Annotated in this window: 18 protein-coding genes; 13 read left to right on the top strand and 5 right to left on the bottom strand. The window is 59.1% G+C overall.

Annotation, left to right across the window (positions count from 1 at the left end):
- The first annotated feature begins 90 nt into the window (after nt 1–90).
- The 3 genes from gor (at nt 91) to AC13QE_RS07830 (ending at nt 3,586) form a co-directional block, all read left to right on the top strand.
- Entirely contained in the window at nt 91–1,476 is a 1,386-nt protein-coding gene (gene gor / locus AC13QE_RS07820; protein WP_488483247.1) for a glutathione-disulfide reductase, read from the top strand.
- A gap of 153 nt (nt 1,477–1,629) precedes the next feature.
- The gene (locus AC13QE_RS07825; RefSeq protein ID WP_112334694.1) at nt 1,630–3,003 is read left to right on the top strand and encodes a class II 3-deoxy-7-phosphoheptulonate synthase; all 1,374 of its coding nucleotides are present in this window, start codon (nt 1,630–1,632) and stop codon (nt 3,001–3,003) included.
- A gap of 157 nt (nt 3,004–3,160) precedes the next feature.
- Nucleotides 3,161–3,586 (top strand): GFA family protein, encoded by a 426-nt coding sequence (locus tag AC13QE_RS07830; protein ID WP_488483248.1) that lies wholly within the window; start codon nt 3,161–3,163, stop codon nt 3,584–3,586.
- Nucleotides 3,587–3,589: 3 nt separating this feature from the next.
- Here the strand turns inward: AC13QE_RS07830 and AC13QE_RS07835 are convergent, their stop codons facing one another.
- A complete protein-coding gene (locus tag AC13QE_RS07835) occupies nt 3,590–4,126 on the bottom strand; it encodes a DUF1003 domain-containing protein (RefSeq protein WP_488483249.1) in 537 nt (178 codons plus the stop codon).
- Between the two features lie 84 nt (nt 4,127–4,210).
- Complete coding sequence (locus AC13QE_RS07840) at nt 4,211–4,354, bottom strand: hypothetical protein (protein WP_488483250.1); 144 nt, start codon at nt 4,352–4,354, stop codon at nt 4,211–4,213.
- 189 nt (nt 4,355–4,543) lie between these two features.
- Between AC13QE_RS07840 and AC13QE_RS07845 the strand changes: the two genes are divergently transcribed.
- The 3 genes from AC13QE_RS07845 to AC13QE_RS07855 all read left to right on the top strand — a co-directional run bounded on the left by AC13QE_RS07845 (nt 4,544) and on the right by AC13QE_RS07855 (nt 8,989).
- Entirely contained in the window at nt 4,544–6,223 is a 1,680-nt protein-coding gene (locus tag AC13QE_RS07845) for an NAD+ synthase (RefSeq protein WP_112334832.1), read from the top strand.
- A gap of 31 nt (nt 6,224–6,254) precedes the next feature.
- Nucleotides 6,255–7,079, top strand: a complete 825-nt coding sequence (locus AC13QE_RS07850; RefSeq protein WP_488483251.1) for a TolB family protein — start codon at nt 6,255–6,257, stop codon at nt 7,077–7,079.
- A 164-nt stretch (nt 7,080–7,243) separates the two neighbouring features.
- A complete protein-coding gene (locus AC13QE_RS07855) occupies nt 7,244–8,989 on the top strand; it encodes an ankyrin repeat domain-containing protein (RefSeq protein WP_488483252.1) in 1,746 nt (581 codons plus the stop codon).
- Nucleotides 8,990–9,041: 52 nt separating this feature from the next.
- On the opposite strand, the gene AC13QE_RS07860 is transcribed toward AC13QE_RS07855, so the two are convergent.
- A complete protein-coding gene (locus tag AC13QE_RS07860) occupies nt 9,042–9,791 on the bottom strand; it encodes a hypothetical protein (protein ID WP_488483253.1) in 750 nt (249 codons plus the stop codon).
- Nucleotides 9,792–9,986: 195 nt separating this feature from the next.
- Nucleotides 9,987–12,299: an NADP-dependent malic enzyme gene (locus tag AC13QE_RS07865; protein ID WP_132716811.1), complete on the bottom strand. Its 2,313-nt coding sequence runs from the start codon at nt 12,297–12,299 to the stop codon at nt 9,987–9,989.
- Nucleotides 12,300–12,574: 275 nt separating this feature from the next.
- Here AC13QE_RS07865 and AC13QE_RS07870 point away from each other — a divergent pair, with 275 nt between their 5' ends.
- From AC13QE_RS07870 to AC13QE_RS07895, 6 genes are all read left to right on the top strand, one after another.
- A complete protein-coding gene (locus AC13QE_RS07870) occupies nt 12,575–13,381 on the top strand; it encodes a UDP-2,3-diacylglucosamine diphosphatase (protein WP_488483254.1) in 807 nt (268 codons plus the stop codon).
- A 154-nt stretch (nt 13,382–13,535) separates the two neighbouring features.
- A complete protein-coding gene (locus tag AC13QE_RS07875) occupies nt 13,536–14,753 on the top strand; it encodes an MFS transporter (RefSeq protein ID WP_488483255.1) in 1,218 nt (405 codons plus the stop codon).
- Nucleotides 14,754–14,903: 150 nt separating this feature from the next.
- Nucleotides 14,904–16,064, top strand: coding sequence for an MlaE family lipid ABC transporter permease subunit (locus AC13QE_RS07880; RefSeq protein WP_488483256.1), 1,161 nt, complete (start codon nt 14,904–14,906; stop codon nt 16,062–16,064).
- Between the two features lie 12 nt (nt 16,065–16,076).
- Nucleotides 16,077–16,940, top strand: coding sequence for an ABC transporter ATP-binding protein (locus tag AC13QE_RS07885; protein WP_041677900.1), 864 nt, complete (start codon nt 16,077–16,079; stop codon nt 16,938–16,940).
- 9 nt (nt 16,941–16,949) lie between these two features.
- Nucleotides 16,950–18,320, top strand: a complete 1,371-nt coding sequence (locus AC13QE_RS07890) for an MlaD family protein (protein ID WP_015340103.1) — start codon at nt 16,950–16,952, stop codon at nt 18,318–18,320.
- A gap of 38 nt (nt 18,321–18,358) precedes the next feature.
- Nucleotides 18,359–18,973, top strand: a complete 615-nt coding sequence (locus AC13QE_RS07895; RefSeq protein ID WP_112411895.1) for an ABC-type transport auxiliary lipoprotein family protein — start codon at nt 18,359–18,361, stop codon at nt 18,971–18,973.
- 6 nt (nt 18,974–18,979) lie between these two features.
- Here AC13QE_RS07895 and AC13QE_RS07900 read toward each other — a convergent pair whose 3' ends face one another.
- Nucleotides 18,980–19,378 (bottom strand): SRPBCC family protein, encoded by a 399-nt coding sequence (locus AC13QE_RS07900; protein WP_488483257.1) that lies wholly within the window; start codon nt 19,376–19,378, stop codon nt 18,980–18,982.
- A gap of 284 nt (nt 19,379–19,662) precedes the next feature.
- Here AC13QE_RS07900 and gndA point away from each other — a divergent pair, with 284 nt between their 5' ends.
- Entirely contained in the window at nt 19,663–21,090 is a 1,428-nt protein-coding gene (gene gndA, locus AC13QE_RS07905) for an NADP-dependent phosphogluconate dehydrogenase (protein WP_132716806.1), read from the top strand.
- The last annotated feature ends 40 nt before the right edge of the window (nt 21,091–21,130 follow it).

The raw sequence follows: 21,130 nt of genomic DNA on the forward strand, positions 1-21,130 counted from the left end.
TCCGGGCTTTTCTTTTTATGTCCCGGCTCCCTATATGAGGGCGACCCCCATTGGCGCTTCGCGCGCATCTGACGTCTACAGGAGCGATCCATGCCTTCGTTTGATTTCGACCTTTTCGTGATTGGCGGCGGCTCCGGCGGCGTGCGCAGCGCGCGCGTGGCCGCATCGCTCGGCAAGAAGGTCGGCATTGCCGAGGAATATCGCTATGGCGGCACCTGCGTCATTCGCGGTTGCGTGCCTAAGAAACTGTTTGTCTATGCCTCGCAGTATAGCGAGCACTTCGAGGACGCGGCCGGTTTCGGCTGGACGGTCGGCGAAAGCAGCTTCGACTGGAAGAAGCTGATCGAGGCGAAGGATAAGGAAATCGCCCGGCTGGAAGGCCTCTATCGCAAGGGGCTCGACAATGCCAAGGCGGAGATCTTCGATACACGCGCAGAGCTGGTGGATGCTCACACGATCAAGCTGTTGAAGACCGGCCAGACCATCACGGCCGAAACCATCGTAATTGCGACCGGCGGCCGGCCGAACCTGCATACGGCGCTGCCGGGTCACGAGCTTTGCATCTCCTCGAACGAGGCCTTCCACCTGAAGGAACTGCCGAAGTCGATCCTGATCGCCGGCGGCGGATATATTGCCGTCGAGTTCGCCAATATCTTCCACGGGCTCGGAGTCGAAACGACGCTGATCTATCGTGGTGCCGAGATCCTGTCACGCTTCGATCACGACCTGCGCAAAGGCCTGCATGAGGCCATGGAGGAGAAGGGCATCCGCATTCTCTGCCACGACATCATCGAGCACGTCGAGAAGGCAGAGGGCAGGCTCAGCGTTCGGACGAAGAACGACAAGGCGCTGACGGTCGATACCGTCATGCTGGCGCTTGGCCGTACGCCGAACACAGAAAATCTCGGGCTTCAGGCTGCCGGCGTCGCGATTAACGAGCAGGGTGCTGTCATCGTTGACGAATATTCGCGCACTTCCGTTGCGAACATTTATGCGCTCGGCGACGTCACCGACCGGGTACAGCTGACGCCCGTCGCGATCCATGAGGCCATGTGCTTCATCGAGACCGTCTATAAGGACAATCCGACCCGGCCGGACCACGAACTCATCCCGACGGCCGTCTTCTCGCAGCCGGAGATCGGTACCGTCGGCCTGACCGAGGAGGATGCTGCCAAGCGCTATCCTGAACTCGAGGTCTATCGTGCGCAGTTCCGGCCGATGAAGGCGACGCTTTCGGGCCGAGCCGAGAAGATGATCATGAAGCTGATCGTCAATACTGCGGACCGCAAAGTCATCGGCGCCCATATTCTTGGCCACGATGCTGGCGAGATGGCGCAGCTTCTCGGCATTACGCTGAAGGCGGGCTGCACCAAGGACGATTTCGACCGCACCATGGCGGTACATCCGACGGCGGCGGAAGAATTGGTGACGATGTATTCGCCAAGCTACCGCATCCGCAATGGCGAGCGCGTGTAACGGCCCCGTTTCACGCAAATATCGGCTGCACCATAAAAGATTCGCACAGTAGTTTGCCCGCCTTTGCAAGCGGGCGGCAAAGGTTTATAAGCGCGCGTTATTTACGACGATGGGCCGCCCGAGAAAGATCGGGCGCACAAGCAGGTGAGTGAGATGGCACAGAATTGGACACCGAGTAGTTGGCGGCAGAAACCGATCCAGCAGGTGCCGGATTTTCCGGACAAGGCAGCGCTGGCAGAGACCGAAGCGCAGCTTGCAAGCTATCCGCCGCTTGTTTTTGCCGGTGAAGCCCGTCGTCTGAAGGCGCATCTTGCCAATGTTGCCGAAGGCAATGGCTTCCTGCTTCAGGGCGGCGATTGCGCCGAAAGCTTCGCCGAGCATGGTGCCGATACGATCCGCGATTTCTTCCGCGCCTTCCTGCAGATGGCCGTCGTACTGACCTTCGGTGCGCAGCTGCCGGTCGTCAAGGTTGGCCGTATTGCCGGCCAGTTCGCCAAGCCGCGCTCTTCGAACATCGAAACGCAGAACGGCATCTCGCTTCCGAGCTATCGCGGCGACATCATTAACGGCATCGATTTCACCGAAGACGCACGCATCCCCAATCCGGAACGTCAGCTGATGGCTTACCGCCAGTCCGCTGCGACGCTCAATCTGCTGCGCGCCTTTGCCATGGGCGGCTACGCGAACCTTGAAAACGTGCAGAAGTGGATGCTCGGCTTCGTCAAGGATAGCCCGCAGGGCGAACGCTACCGTAAGCTTGCCGACCGCATCGGCGAGACGATGGATTTCATGCGCGCGATCGGCATCACCGCCGAAAGCAATGCGAGCCTGCGTGAAACCGATTTCTTCACCAGCCACGAAGCGCTGTTGCTTGGCTATGAAGAAGCCTTCACCCGCGTCGATTCCACGACCGGCGACTGGTATGCGACCTCGGGCCACATGCTCTGGATCGGCGACCGCACGCGCCAGGCCGATCATGCCCATGTCGAGTATTTCCGCGGCATCAAGAACCCGATCGGTCTGAAGTGCGGGCCTTCGCTGCAGGCGGACGATCTGCTTAATCTGATCGATATTCTGAACCCGCAGAACGAAGCCGGTCGCCTGACGCTGATCTGCCGTTTCGGGCACGACAAGGTTGCCGACAATCTGCCGCGCCTCATCCGAGCCGTCGAGAAGGAAGGCCGAAAAGTCGTCTGGTCCTGCGACCCGATGCATGGCAACACGATCACGCTCAACAACTACAAGACGCGTCCGTTCGAGCGCATCCTGTCGGAAGTCGAGAGCTTCTTCCAGATCCACCGTGCCGAAGGCACGCATCCGGGCGGCATCCACATCGAGATGACCGGCAAGGATGTGACCGAATGCACGGGCGGTGCCCGCGCCGTCGGTGCCGAGGACCTTCAGGATCGCTATCACACCCATTGCGACCCGCGCCTCAATGCCGACCAGGCGCTCGAGCTTGCCTTCTTGCTCGCCGAGCGTATGAAGGGCGGCCGTGACGAGAAGCGTATGCGCGCACATGGCTGAGTGAAGTCGCATCCATGACCTATCGAACGGGCCGGCGAAAACCGGCCCGTTTGCTTTTGGGCCGGACCGATCAGCGCGGTTGAAAGATGCTTCATTTCTTTGAAATTGACCCGAATGTGGTTCTCGGGAAGGCTGCCTTGAAATAGAGGGAGCGATGATGAGCGACGAACACACGGGAGCCTGCCTTTGCGGCAGCGTAGGTTTCAGGACACGCGGCAAACTGCGTGAGGTCGTCGCCTGCCATTGTTCGCAGTGCCGCAAGCAGACCGGTCTCTATTACGCCGCAACCAACGTCGCGCGCGAAAATCTCATCATCGAGGGAGAAGAGGCGATTACCTGGTATCGTGCCAGCACATTCGCGCGCCGCGGTTTTTGCAAGACTTGCGGCTCGGCCCTGTTCTGGGTGGCCGACAGCGCCGATGAAATATCGATCATGGCCGGTCTGTTCGACCAGCCGAGCGGACTCAAGATAGCCTATCACATCTATTGTGCAGACAAGGGCGACTACTATGAGGTCAGCGACGGACTGCCGCAATATCGGCAGGGGCGACAGGGATTGCTGACGGCCGGCCCCTACGATTGACCCTCAGATACTGCCTTTTTCGCTAACGAGCTTGCTGAGCTTGGCGAGCTCCTCCCGCACCACCGCGAGCTCGGTCAACACCTGCATATCAATCTTCTGGTGCAGCGATAGCACTTCCAGCTCGGATTTGAGATTGACCTCGTAATCCTTGGCCGCCTCGAAGCGGTCCCTTTCTGCCTGCCGGTTCTGGGACATCATGATGATCGGCGCCTGGATCGCGGCGAGCATGGATAGGACGAGGTTCAAAAAGATGAAGGGGTAGGGGTCGAAGGCGTTCGTGGTGAGAAGGATCGTGTTGATGACGCACCAGAAGACCAGAAACAGCAGGAAGGCGATGATGAAGGACCAGGAGCCGCCGACGCGGGCAATGCCATCAGCCAGACGCTCTCCTCTGGACGATCCCGCCGAGATAGCTGCATTGATATCGGTGGAGATGACTTTTCGCTCGTGCGCCTTTTTAAGAACGCGCTTTTCGATATCGCCGAGCTGATCGGCTGTCTTGTCAAAATGGAGATGAACGAAGTTGGGAGGATTATGCATTGGGAGGGCTCCGAGGTCCAAGTGGCGTTGAATGCAACTATTCGACCAACGGGCTAAAATGCAACGAGGGAAGGGTATCAAACATCACGAGGCGATTTGCCTCTGTGCGGCCAGAGCGCATGCCAGCCGCTGAGGTTCGGAGCATCCGGCCTGCCGCACCCAGGCATTGGTGCCGTCCATGATAATGCCGAAGATCGGGTCCTTTATGGCGTAATAAAGCATCGGCATTCATGGCATCGATGAAGGGAGCGTCTGCCAGCGCGGCTTCAATGATGAATGCGATCAAAGTCTTCTTTGCAAGGCTGGCTTAGTCTTTTTCCGGGCAAAAATACCGCCTATGCGGGGGGCGCGATCTTTGATGCATGTGCGGGGAGGAAGGCGGTTGCGGAAGGAAGATGGCATCGCTAAATGTATGGCATGACAGAGCAAAGCCAGATTACCAACACCATCCGTATCGCCGTCGCGCAGCTCAATCCGACGGTCGGCGATGTCTCCGGCAATCTCGCCAAGGCGCGTGATGCCCGCGCCGAAGCCGCGCGCGAAGGCGCGCAGCTCGTATTGCTGACAGAATTGTTCATTTCTGGCTATCCGCCGGAAGATCTCGTGCTGAAGCCGGCCTTCATCCGCGCCTGCTGGAAAGCGGTCGAGGCTCTGGCCGCGGATACGGCCGATGGCGGTCCTGGCGTCATCATCGGCTTTCCCCGACAGGACGAAACTGGGCGCTATAATTCGATTGCCGTGCTCGATGGCGGGAAGGTGATCGCCGTCCGTGACAAGGTAGACCTGCCGAACTACGGCGAGTTCGACGAGAAGCGAGTGTTCGATCAGGGCGCCATGCCCGGTCCGGTCAATTTCCGCGGCGTTAGGCTGGGTATTCCGATCTGCGAGGACATCTGGGGTGAACTCGGCGTTTGCGAAACGCTGGCTGAGAGCGGTGCAGAAATCCTGCTGTCGCCGAATGGTTCGCCCTATTATCGCGGCAAGGTGGATATCCGCCATCAGGTCGTGCTGAAGCAGGTTCTCGAAACCGGCCTACCGATGATCTATGCCGCTCAACTCGGCGGCCAGGACGAGTTGGTTTTCGATGGCGCGAGCTTCGGCTTCAATGCCGACAAGACGCTGGCCTTCCAGATGAGTCAGTTCGAGACCGCGCTTGCCGTGACGACCTGGAAGAAGAACGGCGATGGCTGGCACTGCGCCGAAGGGCCGATGGCGCATATCCCGGAAGGCGAGGAGGCGGATTATCGCGCCTGCCTGCTGGGCTTCCGCGACTATGTCAACAAGAACGGCTTCAAGTCGGTCGTGCTCGGCCTTTCCGGCGGTATCGACTCGGCGATCTGCGCCGCGATTGCCGTCGATGCGCTCGGCGAAGAACGCGTGCGCACCGTCATGCTGCCTTATCGCTATACCTCGCAGGATTCATTGAAGGATGCGGCCGATTGCGCCAAGGCGCTCGGCTGCCGCTACGATATCGTGCCGATCGAAGATCCGGTGACAGGCTTCACTTCGGCCTTATCCGATCTCTTCGAAGGTACCGAAAGCGGCATTACCGAGGAAAACCTGCAGAGCCGCGCGCGCGGCACCATTTTGATGGCGATCTCCAACAAGTTCGGCTCGATGGTGGTGACGACGGGCAACAAGTCGGAGATGTCTGTCGGCTACGCCACGCTTTATGGTGATATGAACGGCGGCTTCAACCCGATCAAGGATCTCTACAAGATGCAGGTCTATGCGCTGTCGCGCTGGCGCAACCTGCATGTGCCCCCCGGTGCGCTCGGCCCCTCGGGTGAGGTCATTCCCCATAACATCATCGACAAGGCGCCTTCGGCGGAATTGAGGCCTAACCAGACGGACCAGGATTCGCTGCCGCCCTATCCGGTGCTTGACGATATCCTCGAATGCCTGGTGGAGAAGGAGATGTCGGTGGAGGAGATCGTGGCCCGGGGCCATGATGTCGCGACCGTACATCGCATCGAACACCTGCTTTATCTCGCAGAATACAAGCGCCGCCAGTCGGCACCGGGTGTGAAGATCACCAAGAAGAATTTCGGTCGCGACCGTCGCTATCCGATCACCAACCGGTTCCGCGATCGCTGATCGCGGTATCCAGCGGCAAGGGAGAGGAAGAATGCGCAGCTCGGTCGAGATCTATAATATCCGCACCGGTGCAAACCGGATCGTCTGGCAAACGGAGCGGCTGATCGAAGCGCCGAACTATTCGCCTGACGGCCGATATCTACTGCTGAATGGCGACGGCCTACTTTACCGGCTGCCGCTGGATGGCAGCGGCATCGCCCAGGTCGATACCGACTTTGCGACCCAGTGCAACAACGATCACGGCATTTCTCCGGATGGTTCGCTGATCGCGATTTCCGACAAGACGCAGCACGGCAAGTCCTGCATCTATGTTCTACCCGCAGAGGGCGGCACGCCAAGGCAGGTGACCACCAATCTGCCGTCCTATTGGCACGGCTGGTCGCCGGACGGGAAGCGTTTCTCCTATTGCGGCATCCGCAACGACGTTTTCGATATCTATACGATCTCGATCGATGGCGGCGAAGAGACCCGACTGACGCATGGCGAGGGCCGCAATGACGGACCTGACTATTCGGCCGACGGGCAATGGATCTATTTCAATTCGAGCCGCACCGGCCTCATGCAGATCTGGCGCATCCGTCCCGACGGCACCGGCTTGCAGCAACTGACCGACGACAATTACGGCAATTGGTTCGCGCATCCGTCGCCAAAAAACGACAAGGTCGTCCTGATCTCCTACGATCCCGACGTCTTCGATCATCCGCGCGATCTCAATGTGCGGATGCGGCTTATGGATATGGACGGCGGCAATATCACGACGCTGTTCGAGCTCTTTGGCGGGCAGGGGTCGATCAATGTGCCGAACTGGTCACCGGATGGGGACGAGTTCGCCTATGTCCGCTATGAGCCGGCCTGAGCTCTGGACAGATCGCAACCGGCGCGATAGATCTGGATGCGTTCTCAGGGCGCATCCGATCCGCGGGAAGGGCTAGGCCCACCTGATGCATATAAAGTGAGACTGCCACACCTCTTTTCAGTCTGTGGGCGCGGATACCGGACGTAAATGGAAGGAGGTCTATCGTGACCACGCGCTCTTTGGCTGTCGACGCCACTCTCGATTCCCTGAAAAAACAGGCCAAGTCTTTCCTCAAGGCCCTTCAAGCCGGCGATGCTTCGGCGCGCAGCCGCGTTGCGCCCTATTTTGCCGATCTCGCTAACGTGGGGTTGCAGGACATTCAGCTCGTTCTTGCCCGCGAATTCGGCTTTTCCAGCTGGACGAGGCTCAAGGTATATCTGGAAAGCGACGATCGTAAGCATGTTCCGCGGGACCAGCTCGCCAACCGTTTCCTGTCACTGGCGACGGTTTCTTACTTTGCCAATATTCCCGCCGATCCCGCGCGCTTCGATGAGGCGCTGCGACTGCTGGAAGCTCATCCGGAGATTGCCGATGAAAGCATTCATGTCGCTGCCGCGCTTGGCGATGCCGACCGCGTAAGTCGTTGGCTCGATCGTCAGCCACAGCTTCTCGATCGCAGGGGCGGCCCGCATGATCTCACTCCGCTGATGTGCGCGGCCTATGCTCGCGTGTCGGGTCGTTCCAGCCTGCCGGCAGCCCGTGAGCTGGTCAGGCGCGGGGCCGATGTCAACGCCTTCTTCCTCGATGCCGGCCAATATCGCTTCACCGTTTTGACCGGCGTCTTCGGGGAAGGCGAGGCGGGAAAGGATCGCCAGCCTCAGCATCCGGAATGCGAGGCTTTCGCGCGATTGCTGCTCGATGCCGGCGCGGAGGCGAATGACAGCCAGGCGCTCTACAACCGCATGTTCGAACCCGACAATACATGTCTGAAATTGCTGATCGAATATGGCTTGTCCGCTGGGGATAAGAACAACTGGCTCGTGCGCGAGGATGGCAAGTTCGTCGAGAACTCGCAGACCGTTTTCGACTATCAGCTTGCCTGGGCGCTGGAACATCGCATGGGCGAGCGGGTACGGTTGCTGGTGGAAAATGGTGCTGATGTTCACAAGCCTATTAACGGCAGGACTCCCTATGAGTGGGCCCGCCTAAGTGGCGATAGCAAGCTGGCGGCATACCTTATTCAGAAGGGCGCCGTCGCGGTTCGCCTGAAGCCAGAGGATTGGGCATATATTCAGATTAAGGCGGGTGACATCGACGCCGAGCAGATCATGATGATTTTCAAGCAGATGCAGGGCGGAAACAATCTTAATATCGTAGCAGCGATGCATAAAGCACATCCCGCCATGCTCCACGACGCTGCCGGGGAAAACGACTTGGAGGCCGTGCGCCGCATGCTGGTGTTGGGCTTCGACGTCAACGCGATGACGAGCCGCACACCGCTGCACGAGGCGGCATTACATGGCCATATGGAGATGGCGAAACTGCTGATCGCGCACGGAGCCGATACCACTATTCGCGATTCTAATTTTCATGCGTCGCCAATCGGTTGGGCCGAATATAACGGCAAGGATGAGATGGTCGAGTTTCTGAAAGCCCATCCGCTCGATATTTTCGCGGCGGCCACTTTCGGCCAGATCGACCAGCTGGCTGTCATTCTCGATAAGCATCCCGAGCAGGTGAATATCCGCTTCGGGGACTTCCGCTCGCATGGGCAGCCTACCGATCGCGATTGGATGACGCCGCTCGGGTTTGCCATTGTCAATCACTGCGGCGAGGCGGTGCGCTTCCTGCTGGCGAAGGGTGCGGATCGCTCGATCAGGGACGCTTCCGGACGATCTTACCGCGATCTTGCGCAGGAGGCGGGTGATGAGTCCGTCATCTCCCTGTTGCGCCAGTCGGCATCGGCATAAAACCTTGGAAGTAGCGCGGGTCAGGCGAAAATGAGAAACGGCTGGCCGCGCATTATTGCGTCGGCTGCGGCCCGGCCTCTTTGGGATGCTTGAGATCGATGCTGCCCTGGTCGGTCGCGAGGAATTGCGGGCCGACCTGGCGTACCTTATGGGCTGAGGGATCGTAAGGGCGATCCGGCGGAAACTGCTGAGGCTGCGCCTGTGTTACCTTGGGAATCGGCGCGGGCGCCTGCTTTTGTTCGAGGCTCGAATTCTTCTGAAGCCTTGGCGTCTCGATGACGGTGATGGAGCTTTCAGGCTTGGCCAGGGACTGCTCCTGCGGTGCATAGGCGTCCATCTTCGTGTGGGTATCGATCACGATATCCGGGGTTGCCGAAGCCGGCAAGCTGCAGCCGTTGCGCTGCATCGTATCCAGCAACTGCCGGCGCTGCATGGCTACGGCATCGACGCGGCCGACGCTTTCCTCGCGCTGATCCATCAGCACGGAGAGATCCTGCCGCATCTGATCGATCAATTGCCTGATGTCATCGCAGACGCCCTGATTGTCCTGGCCGCCAAATACGCCATCGTCGCCTTCGGCGCAGCCCTGGTTGCGCAGATCGCTCATCGTCCGGCGGATCATCAAGTTCTGCTGCACGATGGCGCGCGAGAGTTGGCGCGTTTCCTGGCTAGCGCCGATCACCTCGTTGATGTCGACATAGCGGCCGCGCAGTTCGTCACAGAGATCGGCCTGTGCGAGGGCCGGCGTGGCCGCCAGCAGGGAAAAGAGGGCAAGGGAAGCTTGTTTTATGCCGCGGTTCACGGTTCTGCTCTCGAAAGCGGTTTTAAGTCGCTAAAGATTACACGCTGCAGCTTAACAACGTATCCATGAAAAAGCACGGATTTCAAGAGGATTTTCGTGAAATTGCAGCTCGCAGCCGCCAATAGCCAGGAGATGGGCGGCACCGCGATTGCATGAAACGCGGTACCGTTCTGACGGCGGCTGCGAGGCGCAGGATCAGGCGATTTGTGAGGCCTCGACGACGGCGAGCGCCGCCATGTTGACAACGCCACGGGAAGTGACCGACGGCGAGAGAATATGGGCCGGAAGCGCCGTCCCGAGCAGGATGGGACCGACATGCAGACCATCGGTCATCGTCTTGACCACGCCGAGCGTGATATTGGCCGCATCGAGATTGGGGAAGACCAATAGATTGGCTTCGCCGGAAAGCGCGCTGTCCGGCATAACGTGGCGGCGCAGGCTCTCGGAAATGGCGCTGTCGCCATGCATTTCGCCATCGACCTCCAGATCCGGCGCTGCCTTGCGGACGAGAGCCAGCGCTTCGCGCATCTTGGTAGCGCTTTCCGACTCCCGGGAGCCGAAGTTGGAATGCGAGACGAGGGCAGCGCGCGGCTCGATGCCGAAGCGCTTGATTTCCTCGGCCGCCAGCCAGGTGGATTCCGCGATTTCCTCGGCGGTCGGATTAAAGGTCACATAGGTATCGGTGTAGAAAGTCGCGCCGCGCTGCGAAATGAGCAGGCTCAATGCCGAGAAATCGCGAACGTCCGGCCGCTTGCCGATGACCTGCCGGACGATGCGCAAATGACGCTCATAACGGCCTTCGAGACCGCAGATGAGCGCATCGGCTTCGCCGCGCTTCAGGGCAAGCGCGCCGATAACGGTCGTGTTGGTGCGAACGATGGTGCGCGCTGCTTCGGGGATAACGCCCGCGCGGCCGACCAGCGAGAAATAGAGCTCGACATATTCGCGGAAGCGGGGATCGTCTTCCGGATTGATGACGGCAAAATCGGTATTCGGACGGATCTTCAGGCCGTAGCGCTTCAGGCGCGTCTCGATGACGGAAGGACGGCCGATCAGGATCGGGACGGCCGTGCCTTCTTCAAGAAGAACCTGGGCGGCGCGCAGCACGCGTTCGTCCTCGCCTTCGGAAAAGACGACGCGCTTGCGCTCGGCAATCTTCGCGGCCGCAAAGATCGGCTTCATGACGAAGCCCGAGCGGAAGACGAAGCGGTTGAGCTCGTCCATATAAGCGTCGAAATCGGTGATCGGACGCAGGGCGACGCCGCTATCTGCGGCTGCCTTTGCCACGGCCGGCGCAATGCGCAGGATGAGGCGCGGGTCGAAGGGCGAAGGGATCAGATAGTTGGGCCCGAAGACCGGAGTTTCGCCGGTATAGGCCCGCGCCGCGACATCGGAAGGCTCCTCGCGGGCAAGTGCTGCGATGGCGCGCACGGCGGCCATCTTCATCTCTTCGTTGATCGTCTTCGCGCCGCAATCGAGCGCGCCGCGGAAGATATAGGGGAAGCAGAGGACGTTGTTGACCTGGTTCGGGAAATCCGAGCGGCCGGTGCAGATCATCGCATCGGGGCGGGCGGCACGGGCGAGATCCGGCATGATTTCCGGCGTCGGATTGGCGAGCGCCATGATCAGCGGCTTTTCGGCCATCTGGGCCAGCAGTTCGGGCTTCAGCACGCCGGCGGCGGACAGGCCGAGGAAGACGTCGGCGCCCGGAATGGATTCGGCCAGCACGCGCTTGTCGCTGTCCTGGGCGTACACGGACTTCCACTCGTCCATCAGGACGTTGCGATCCTTGTAGACCAAGCCTTCGATATCATGAACCCAGATGTTTTCGCGCTTGGCGCCGAGAATGACGAGCAGGTTGAGGCAGGCAAGCGCGGCTGCGCCCGCGCCGGAGGCGACGATCTTGACCTCTTCGATCTTCTTGCCGGCCAGTTCCAGTCCGTTGAGGATGGCGGCGGCGACGATGATGGCGGTGCCGTGCTGATCGTCGTGGAAGACCGGAATTTCCATTTTCTCGCGCAGGCGGCGCTCGACGTCGAAGCATTCCGGCGCTTTGATGTCTTCGAGATTGATACCGCCGAAGGTCGGTTCGAGCGCCGAGACGGTGTTGACCATCTCATCGACCGTCGGCGCTGCGATTTCGATGTCGAAGACATCGATGCCGGCGAATTTCTTGAAGAGAACGGCCTTGCCTTCCATGACTGGCTTGGAAGCGAGCGGGCCGATATTGCCGAGGCCGAGGACCGCCGAACCGTTGGAAATCACCGCTACGAGATTGGCGCGGGACGTGTAATAAGCGGCCGTTTCCGGATTGTCGCGAATGGCAAGACAGGGCGCGGCGACGCCGGGCGAATAGGCAAGCGCCAGATCGCGCTGGTTGCCGAGCGGCTTGGTGGCCTGGATTTCAAGCTTGCCGGGGCGGGGATAGCGATGGAAATAGAGCGCCTGTTCATCGAAATCGCCACTCGCCATGTTTTCGGCTTTTTTCGAAGTGTCGTGCGTATCCATCTCGCGGTCTCCATTCCTGCCTGCGCTTTGAGTCTTCTGCATACATCAATCGCTTCGCCTTCACAGTATGGAATTGAGGTCACAAAGCGTTTTTGTCGCGACAAAACTGAATTGCCTTTTTTGCAAGAATTAAGCGGCGCGCGTCCCTTGGATCGAACGGTGCGCTGGCGGCTGAGCCGTCAAGCACAGGGATTGTCATCTTCCTGAAACACGAGTCTGGTTTTGGAATAGCCAACGTAGGATAGGGCACGGACGTATAGTTCGTGAATGAAAACATGGACCCCCGGCATTTCCGAACGCTATTCATTTCTGACGTGCACCTCGGCTCGAAGGCCGCCAAGGCGGACTACCTGCTCGACTTTCTCCGTCATCACGAAGCCGATACCATCTTTCTGGTCGGTGACATCGTGGATGGCTGGAGATTGAAGCGAAACTGGTATTGGCCCCAACACTGCAACGACGTGGTCCAGAAGCTCCTGCGCAAGGCGCGCAAGGGCACGCGCATCGTCTATATCCCCGGCAATCACGACGAATTCCTGCGTGACTTCCCCGGCATGCATTTCGGCGGCATCGAGGTGGCGCAACGCGCCATGCATGAAACGGCCGACGGCAAGAAATATCTGGTGCTGCATGGCGATGAATTCGATGTCGTCGTCCGTAATGCCCGCCTGCTCGCCTATCTTGGTGATTGGGCCTATGACACGGCAATCCTGATCAACATCGGCCTTGCAGCGGTACGCCGCCGGCTGAACATGCCATACTGGTCCTTCTCGGCCTGGGCGAAGCTGCAGGTAAAGCACGCCGTCAATTTCATCGGCGAATTTCAGCGTGTCGTCGCCGAAGAGGCCAAGCGCAACGACGCCGATGGCGTCATCTGCGGCCATATCCACCATGCGGTGATCGAGGATCTCGATGGCATCCGTTACATCAACACGGGCGACTGGGTGGAAAGCTGCACGGCGATTGCCGAACACGAAGACGGCACGTTCGAGCTGATTACCTGGCAGAATATTCTCGAGACGCAACCGGTTGGCTCGGCTGTCGAGGAAATGCCGCGGGCACTCGGGGCACAGGCAGCATAATTCTGCGCCTGTTCACAGGCTTGCTAATAGCTTGTCATAATTATTGAACGCCTACAGCTTCGGTTTTTCCGAAACGGTACGGTTTGGCCATTTCTCGCCATAGTCGTATTCTCGATAGCGTGATAGGGACAAATAAGTTCCCTTCAGGTCTGTCATGATTCCCGCGATCAAGTCCTTCCAGGGCGAGGGTGCGCCTCCATATTTCCGCTTGCGCACTGCCTTGTCCTACTGCGCTCCGTTGTTCGTCAACGGAATTGCGCTCCCGTTTTTTCCCGTCTGGCTGGCGGGGCTGAATTTCAATGACCATGAGATCGGCCTGGTGCTTGCCATTCCCATGGTCGTTCGGGTGCTCGTGACACCCATCATCGCGGTGCTTGCCGATCATATGACGGAGCGGGCGGATGTGTTGCTATGGTCGGGTGCCCTGTCGCTGCTGACGGCTGTCGCGCTCTACTGGACGAGCGACTTCTGGCCGGTGCTTCTGGTCTACGGCATTCAGGGCGCCACCTACGCGCCTTACGTGCCCGTGGTTGAGTCGATCGCCATGTCGGGCGTGCGCCGCTGGGGCTTCGACTATGGCTCCATGCGGGTCTGGGGGTCGATCACATTCATCCTGTCGACCCTTCTCGGCGGCCAGCTGATCGGCATGTGGGGCGGCACCACTGTCTTGCCCGTAATGGTGGCGGGATTCATTCTGACGACGCTGATGGGGTTTTTCGCCCCGCGCATCGGGCCGACGCGCCGGCGCAACCAACCGATCAATCTGCAATCTCCGACCGGAAATCTGCGCTCGCCGCACTTGCTCATCACTATGATCGGCGTGTCGATCCAGCAATCGAGCCATGCGATGCTTTATACGTTTGCATCGATCTACTGGCATAAGCTTGGCTTTTCCGGCGCGCAAATTGCTGTTCTATGGAGCATCGGCGTCGCGGCTGAGGTGATGGTTTTCTTCCTGTCGAAGAAGCTCAGTCGGCGGTTCAGCGCCTGGACATTGATCTTTTTCGGCGCGACCATGTGTATTCTGCGCTGGATCCTGTTTCCGATCAATTTCGGCTTCTTCGGCTATTTCATCCTGCAGTGTTTTCATTCCTGCACCTATGCCTGCGTCCACACAGGCATTCAGCGTCGCATAGTGGCCTCAGTGCACGAAACGCAGGAATCATCGGCCCAGGGGGCGTATTATTTTTACAATGGCATGTTCTTAGGGTTGATGACCCTTGCATCCGGCTATCTCTATGCCTGGCTTGACCTCGCCAGTTATTATGTCATGGCCGGCATTGCAGCCTTCGGGCTGGTTATGGTCATTTTCGCCTACGGGCTGCAGGCCAGGACGCCGGCAATCGGCGGCGGCGCTCACGGCGTATCCTGATGCGGTGCAACAAATTCATTTGGATATCAAAAAGCCGTGACATAAGTTGGCGTCGGCGCGAGATGGAAATTCCACGCATAGTCGGTGTATTAAGCATTGACCAAGCGGGCTCACCGAGTCGGCGTATGTTGTGCCAGATTTGAAAGACGCATGAGTTTGAAAGCAGCCGAGCAAAGGTCCGATGCACCGAAGATCGATGATGCGCCCGAAGGCGCAGGCCATCGCTATCGGCTGCAAGGCAATTGGCGCAGCGCCAATGTGCATGGCGTGCTGCGACAAATCGAGCAGTTGTCCAGGCGCAGCTCCGGCGGCGACGTCGTGATCGATCTTTCCGGTCTTTCGGATGTGGATACGGCAGGTGCGCTGCTGATCCGCCGACTGAAAGAAAGCCAGGAAGCACACAAGGCTCGCGTTACGATCGAGGGTTCCAATCCGCATATCGACGAATTGCTGACGACTTTCGACGCGCATCCGGACGATGAGGCGGCAGCGGCGAAGCCGAGGAAATCATGGGCGGAGCGTTTCTTCGCGCCTATCGGCGAAAGCGTCTACGATATCTGGGGCAATCTCATTGCCGCCATGTATATACTGGGTTCGGCCGTGCGCGGCGGTCAGCTCAAGTTTGGCCGCGGCAGCGGCGTTTCGCCAGCCTCGATCATCAATCAGATCGATCATATGGCTGTGCGCGCCGTTCCGATCATTCTGCTGATGTCGTCGCTGATCGGCGCAATCATCGCCCAGCAAGGTGCTTTCCAGCTGCGTTATTTCGGCGCGGAAATCTTCGTGGTCGATCTGGTCGGAATCCTGCAATTGCGCGAAATCGGCGTGCTTCTGACCGCGATCATGATTGCCGGTCGTTCCGGCAGCGCGATTACCGCCGAAATCGGCTCCATGAAGATGCGCGAGGAAGTCGACGCGCTGAAGGTTATGGGCCTGAACCCCGTCGGCGTGCTCATCTTTCCCCGGCTGGTGGCGCTGACGGTGGCCTTGCCGCTGCTGACGGTTATTGCCAACTTTGCCGCGCTTTTTGGCGCTGCATTGGTGTCCTGGGCCTATTCCGGCATCACGTTTGCGACCTTCATCTCGCGCCTTCATGAGGCCGTCAGCCTTTCAACGGTCATTTCAGGCATGATCAAGGCGCCGTTCATGGCGCTGGTGATCGGCATCGTCGCCGCAGTCGAGGGCTTGAAGGTGGGCGGTAGCGCCGAGTCTCTCGGTCAGCACGTGACGTCATCGGTGGTGAAGTCGATCTTCGTCGTTATCCTCATGGACGGGCTTTTCGCCATGTTCTATGCGGCAATCGATTTCTGAGGGACGATAACGATGAGCGCGCTTCACTCGGAAATCCCGTTGGAAAAAGATGAGCAGGGCAGGGACATCGTGCTGTCGGCTCGGGATGTCACTGTGGCTTTCGGCTCGAAAGTGGTTCTCGATAAGTTGAACCTCAATATCTATCGCGGCGAAATCCTCGGTTTCGTCGGCGCTTCCGGCGCGGGTAAATCCGTGCTGCTGCGCACTGTGCTGCGGCTCCTGCCGCGCCGATCGGGCAAGATCGAGATCCTCGGCGAAGATTACGACAAGCTCGACGAAGAGGATCGCAATCGGCTCGACATGCGGCTCGGCGTGCTCTTTCAGCAAGGTGCACTGTTTTCCTCGCTGACGGTCAAGGAAAACATCCAGGTACCGATGCGGGAATATCTGGACCTGCCGAAAGAGATGATGGACGAGCTTGCGCTGATGAAGATCCGCATGGTGGGTCTCGCCGCTGACGCAGCCGACAAATATCCTTCCGAGCTTTCGGGCGGCATGATCAAGCGCGCGGCGCTGGCGAGAGCCCTGGCGCTCGATCCCGACCTCGTTTTCCTCGATGAGCCGACCTCGGGCCTCGATCCGATCGGCGCGTCGGAGTTCGACGAATTGATTGCCAAGCTGCGCGACACGCTGGGCCTAACCGTTTATATGGTGACACACGACCTCGACAGCCTGTTTTCCGTCTGTGACCGTATTGCTGTCCTCGGACAGAAGCGGGTATTGGTGGAAGGCACGGTTGAGGACATGCTCGCCTGTGATGACCCCTGGGTGCAATCCTACTTCAGGGGCAAGCGCGCACGCTCGATCGTGCCGCGCGAGGACATCAGAGGGCACAACGACGACAAAGGCGCAGGCGCCCACAGCCGCGAGAAGTGACTGGAGACAATGGAAACCAAAGCCAATTATACGATCGTCGGGTTCTTCACGCTGGTTGTCATCGCTGCCGCCTTCGGCTTCGTCTACTGGATGGCGGAATACGGCCGGGGCGGTCCGATGGTCGAGCTCGTCGTGCGCATTCCGGGGTCGGCAAATGGGTTGAGCGTCGGCTCGCCGGTCCGTTTCAACGGTATTCAGGTCGGTTCGGTGCAGGGCCTTTCGATCGATGCCGACGACCCGAACTATTCTCTCGCCTTCACGCAGGTGCGCGCCGATGCACCGGTCTACACGTCGACCAAGGCCATTCTTGAGATCCAGGGCCTGACGGGTGCTGCCTATATCGAGCTTTCCGGCGGCCGCAACAGCGACGAAAATATCCTCAAGCGCTCGATCGACACGGGCAAGCGAGCGGTATTGCTCGCAGACCAGTCGAGCGTGACCAACCTGTTGACGACGGCCGACAAGATCCTGAACCGCGCCAACGACACGATCGGCGACATCCAAGGCTTCGTCTCGGATTCGCGCGGGCCGCTGACGGATACCGTGCGCAATGCGCAGAAATTCTCCAAGGCCATCGCTGACAATTCCGACAATATCGACAAGTTCCTGGCAAGCGTCGGCCAGCTTTCCGATACCTTCAAGACGGTCTCGGTCCGCGTCGACTCGACGTTGGATGCGATCGAAAAGCTGGTGCGCGCTGTCGATGCCCAGAAGGTCAACGACGTCATCGCCAATGCCGACAAGATCACGGCCAATGTCGCCGATGCGACGACCGATCTGAAGGCGACGATTGCAAGTTTCAAGCAGACAGCCGACACCTATACGACGTTTGGTCAGAACGCTCAAAAGACCCTGGATCGGGTCGATGCGATCGTCGCGCAGATCGATCCGGCCAAGATCAAGGGATCGGTTGACGATATTGCCGATGTGACGAAACAGGCTCGTACCGCGGTCGCATCGATCCGGGACGTCGCCAACTCGGTTGCCTCGCATCAGCAGGATATTGACCAGACGATCGCCAATGCCCGCGAGATTTCGACCAAGCTCAATGCGGCGTCCGGCAAGGTCGACGGCATCCTGACCAAGGTCAATTCCTTGCTCGGCGACGATAGCACCAAATCGCTGTTTGCAGAAGCCAAGGACACGCTCGAATCCTTCAAGAAGATGGCGGACAATCTCAATTCCCGCATCGGGCCGATCGCCGACAATCTGCAGAAATTTTCCAGCAGCGGCTTGCGCGATGCCCAGACCCTCATCAACGACATGCGGGGCACGGTTGACAATCTGAATAGTACAATCACTAATTTCGACCGCAATCCGCAACGACTGATTTTCGGTGGGGATACGGTCAAGACTTACGACGGCCGCGCGCGGCATTGATGAAGAGCGATATCTGGTCTCCAGGGGATAAGCGAAATATGGTCGGTTGCGTGTCGAGTGAGCGTCATCAGGTGTGGAAAGCTGTGATCGCGTTGCCGTTGCTCGCGGCCTTGCTGGGAGGCTGTGGAACCTCCTCCAACAATGATACCTACGATCTTTCCGCGTCGGCGAAGACGAATGGACCTTCGGTCAAAAGCCGCCAGATCCTCATTCCGCCGCCGACCGCGCTGCAGGCTCTGGATAGCAATCAAATCGTCATTCGCGTCTCGGGCTCGGAAATTCAATACCTCGGCAAATCGCAATGGAGCGACAAGCTGAGCAGAATGGTGCAATCGAAACTTGTCGAGGCTTTCGAGAATACCGGCAAGCTCGGTGGCGTCGGCGTGCCCGGGCAGGGGCTTGCAATCGACTATCAAATCGTCACCGATATCCGCTCCTTCGAGATCAATGCGTCCGGCGGCCATAAGACGGCAATCGTCGAAATCTCCGAAAAGATCCTGAACGATCGCACCGGTACGGTGAAGGCCCAGAACGTGTTCCGGAAGGTCGTGCCGGTCAGCGGCGGCAGCAATCCCGATTTCGTGCGGGCGCTCGATGCCGCATTTGCCGGTGTGACAGGCGAACTTGTCGACTGGACGTTGCGCTCGCTGTAAGGGCGGTCAGCGCTCCATCAACTCCTTCAGCGTCTTCAGATCCCGCATGACATGCGCGGCATCGGCCGCGAATTGCTCTGCCTCCATGCCCGGTAGCTGAAGCACGGTGAACATGACCTCGCAACCGTCACCGTTCGGTACGACGCGTAAGGCATTATAGACTTGCAGATCGGATTCCAGCGTGACCCAATGGTCGATGACACCAAAGTCATTGCGGGGTGAGAAGCGCACACGTGCAGTGCCGAGCGTGCCTTCGGCGATCCAATCATTGCCATCCTGCGTCAGCCCGGATGCCAGGCCTGAGGCCCAGAAAGGCATGTTTTCCGGACGGCTGGCGTAGTTGTAGACCTCCCTCCAGTCGCGATCGATGGAGATATGTACGATCTTCGCATTCATGGTCGACATGGTGTTTTCCTCCTCTATATCACCGTCAAGGGACTGAGACCGGCTGAACAAGCCAGGGTTCGCACGCGAATGAATCGCCAATTCGGCAACATTGTTGCACAGTCCTGCAAAGGGAACGATTCACGGCTTTCGGAGGCTTGCCGTTTTCCGCCCGGAGTGCAACAACAGCCCCAACGCAGGGCTGCCGCCTGTCGCGCCAAGCGCCGGCGGCATTGCGTCACATCGGATATTGCTGCGTCTTCAGGGTGGGCTGAGTGCAGTGAACGGTTCATTGGAGGATTGTCGTGGAAAAGGCAGAAATCGGGCTGATCGGTCTCGCGGTAATGGGATCGAATCTGGCGCTCAACATCGCTGAAAAAGGCAACAAGATTGCAGTGTTCAACCGTACTCCTCAGGTAACGGATGAATTCTACGCGAATGCGGGCGCACTCAAGGACAAGATCATTCCCTGCAAGACGATCGAGGAGTTCGTCGAGGCAATCCGTCCGCCACGGCCGATCATCATCATGATCAAGGCCGGCGAGCCGGTCGACCAGCAGATGGCGGCGCTGCAGCCCTATCTGGACAAGGGCGATATCATGATCGACGCCGGCAATGCCAATTTCCGCGACACGATCGCCCGCTTCGACCGCCTCAAGGATACCGGCCTGACCTTCATCGGCATGGGGGTGTCCGGCGGCGAGGAAGGTGCGCGCCATGGCCCCTCCATCATGGTCGGCGGCACGGAAGAGTCCTACAAGCGCGTCGAAAAGGTGCTGACCTCGATCGCTGCGAAATACAACGACGATCCATGCGTTGCCTGGCTCGGCAATGACGGCGCCGGTCACTTCGTCAAGACGATCCACAACGGCATCGAATATGCCGATATGCAGATGATCGCCGAAATCTACGGCATCCTGCGCGATGGCCTCGGCAAGAGCGCTGCCGATATCAGCTCGATCTTCGGCGAATGGAACAAGGGTCGCCTCAACTCCTATCTCATCGAGATTACCGAGAAGGTTCTTGCCGCGAAGGATCCCGCAACCGGTAGCGCCATGCCTGATGTCATTCTCGACAAAGCCGGCCAGAAGGGCACAGGCAAATGGTCGGTTATCGAAGCCCAGAACATGGGCATTCCTGCAACCGCCATCGAAGCCGCCGTTGCCGCCCGCAGCCTCTCGGCCATCAAGAGCCAGCGCGAGGCCGCCGAGAAGATCTTCGGCACGCCGGACTACAAGTTCCCAATCGCCTTCGGCCCTGACCTCTTGAAGGATCTGGAACTGGCGCTTTTTGCTGCCAAGATCGGCGCCTACGCGCAGGGCTTTGCCGTCATGGCCGAGGCTTCGAAGGAGTTCAACTGGTCGCTGCCGATGCCCGTCATCGCCAAGATCTGGCGTGCCGGCTGCATCATCCGCTCACAGTTCCTCGATGAGATCACCAGCGCCTTCACGAAGACGCCGGATGCGGCGAATCTAATCGTTACTCCGGCCTTTGCAGAGATGGTCAAGGAATCGATCCCGTCGCTGCGCCGCATCGTTTCGGCTGCGACTGCTGCCGGCCTGCCGGTTCCAGCGCTTGCTTCTGCGTTGACCTATTTCGACGCGTATCGCCAGGCGCGCGGCACCGCCAACCTGATCCAGGCTCAGCGCGACTTCTTCGGCGCTCACGGCTTCGACCGTGTCGACGGCAAGGATATTCACCACGGCCCATGGGGCAGTGGTGCTACAGCCTGATAGAGCAGTCGGATACGATGATCAAAAGGCCTGCCGGTGA

It is taken from the genome of Martinezella sp. CNPSo 3957, assembly GCF_057784395.1.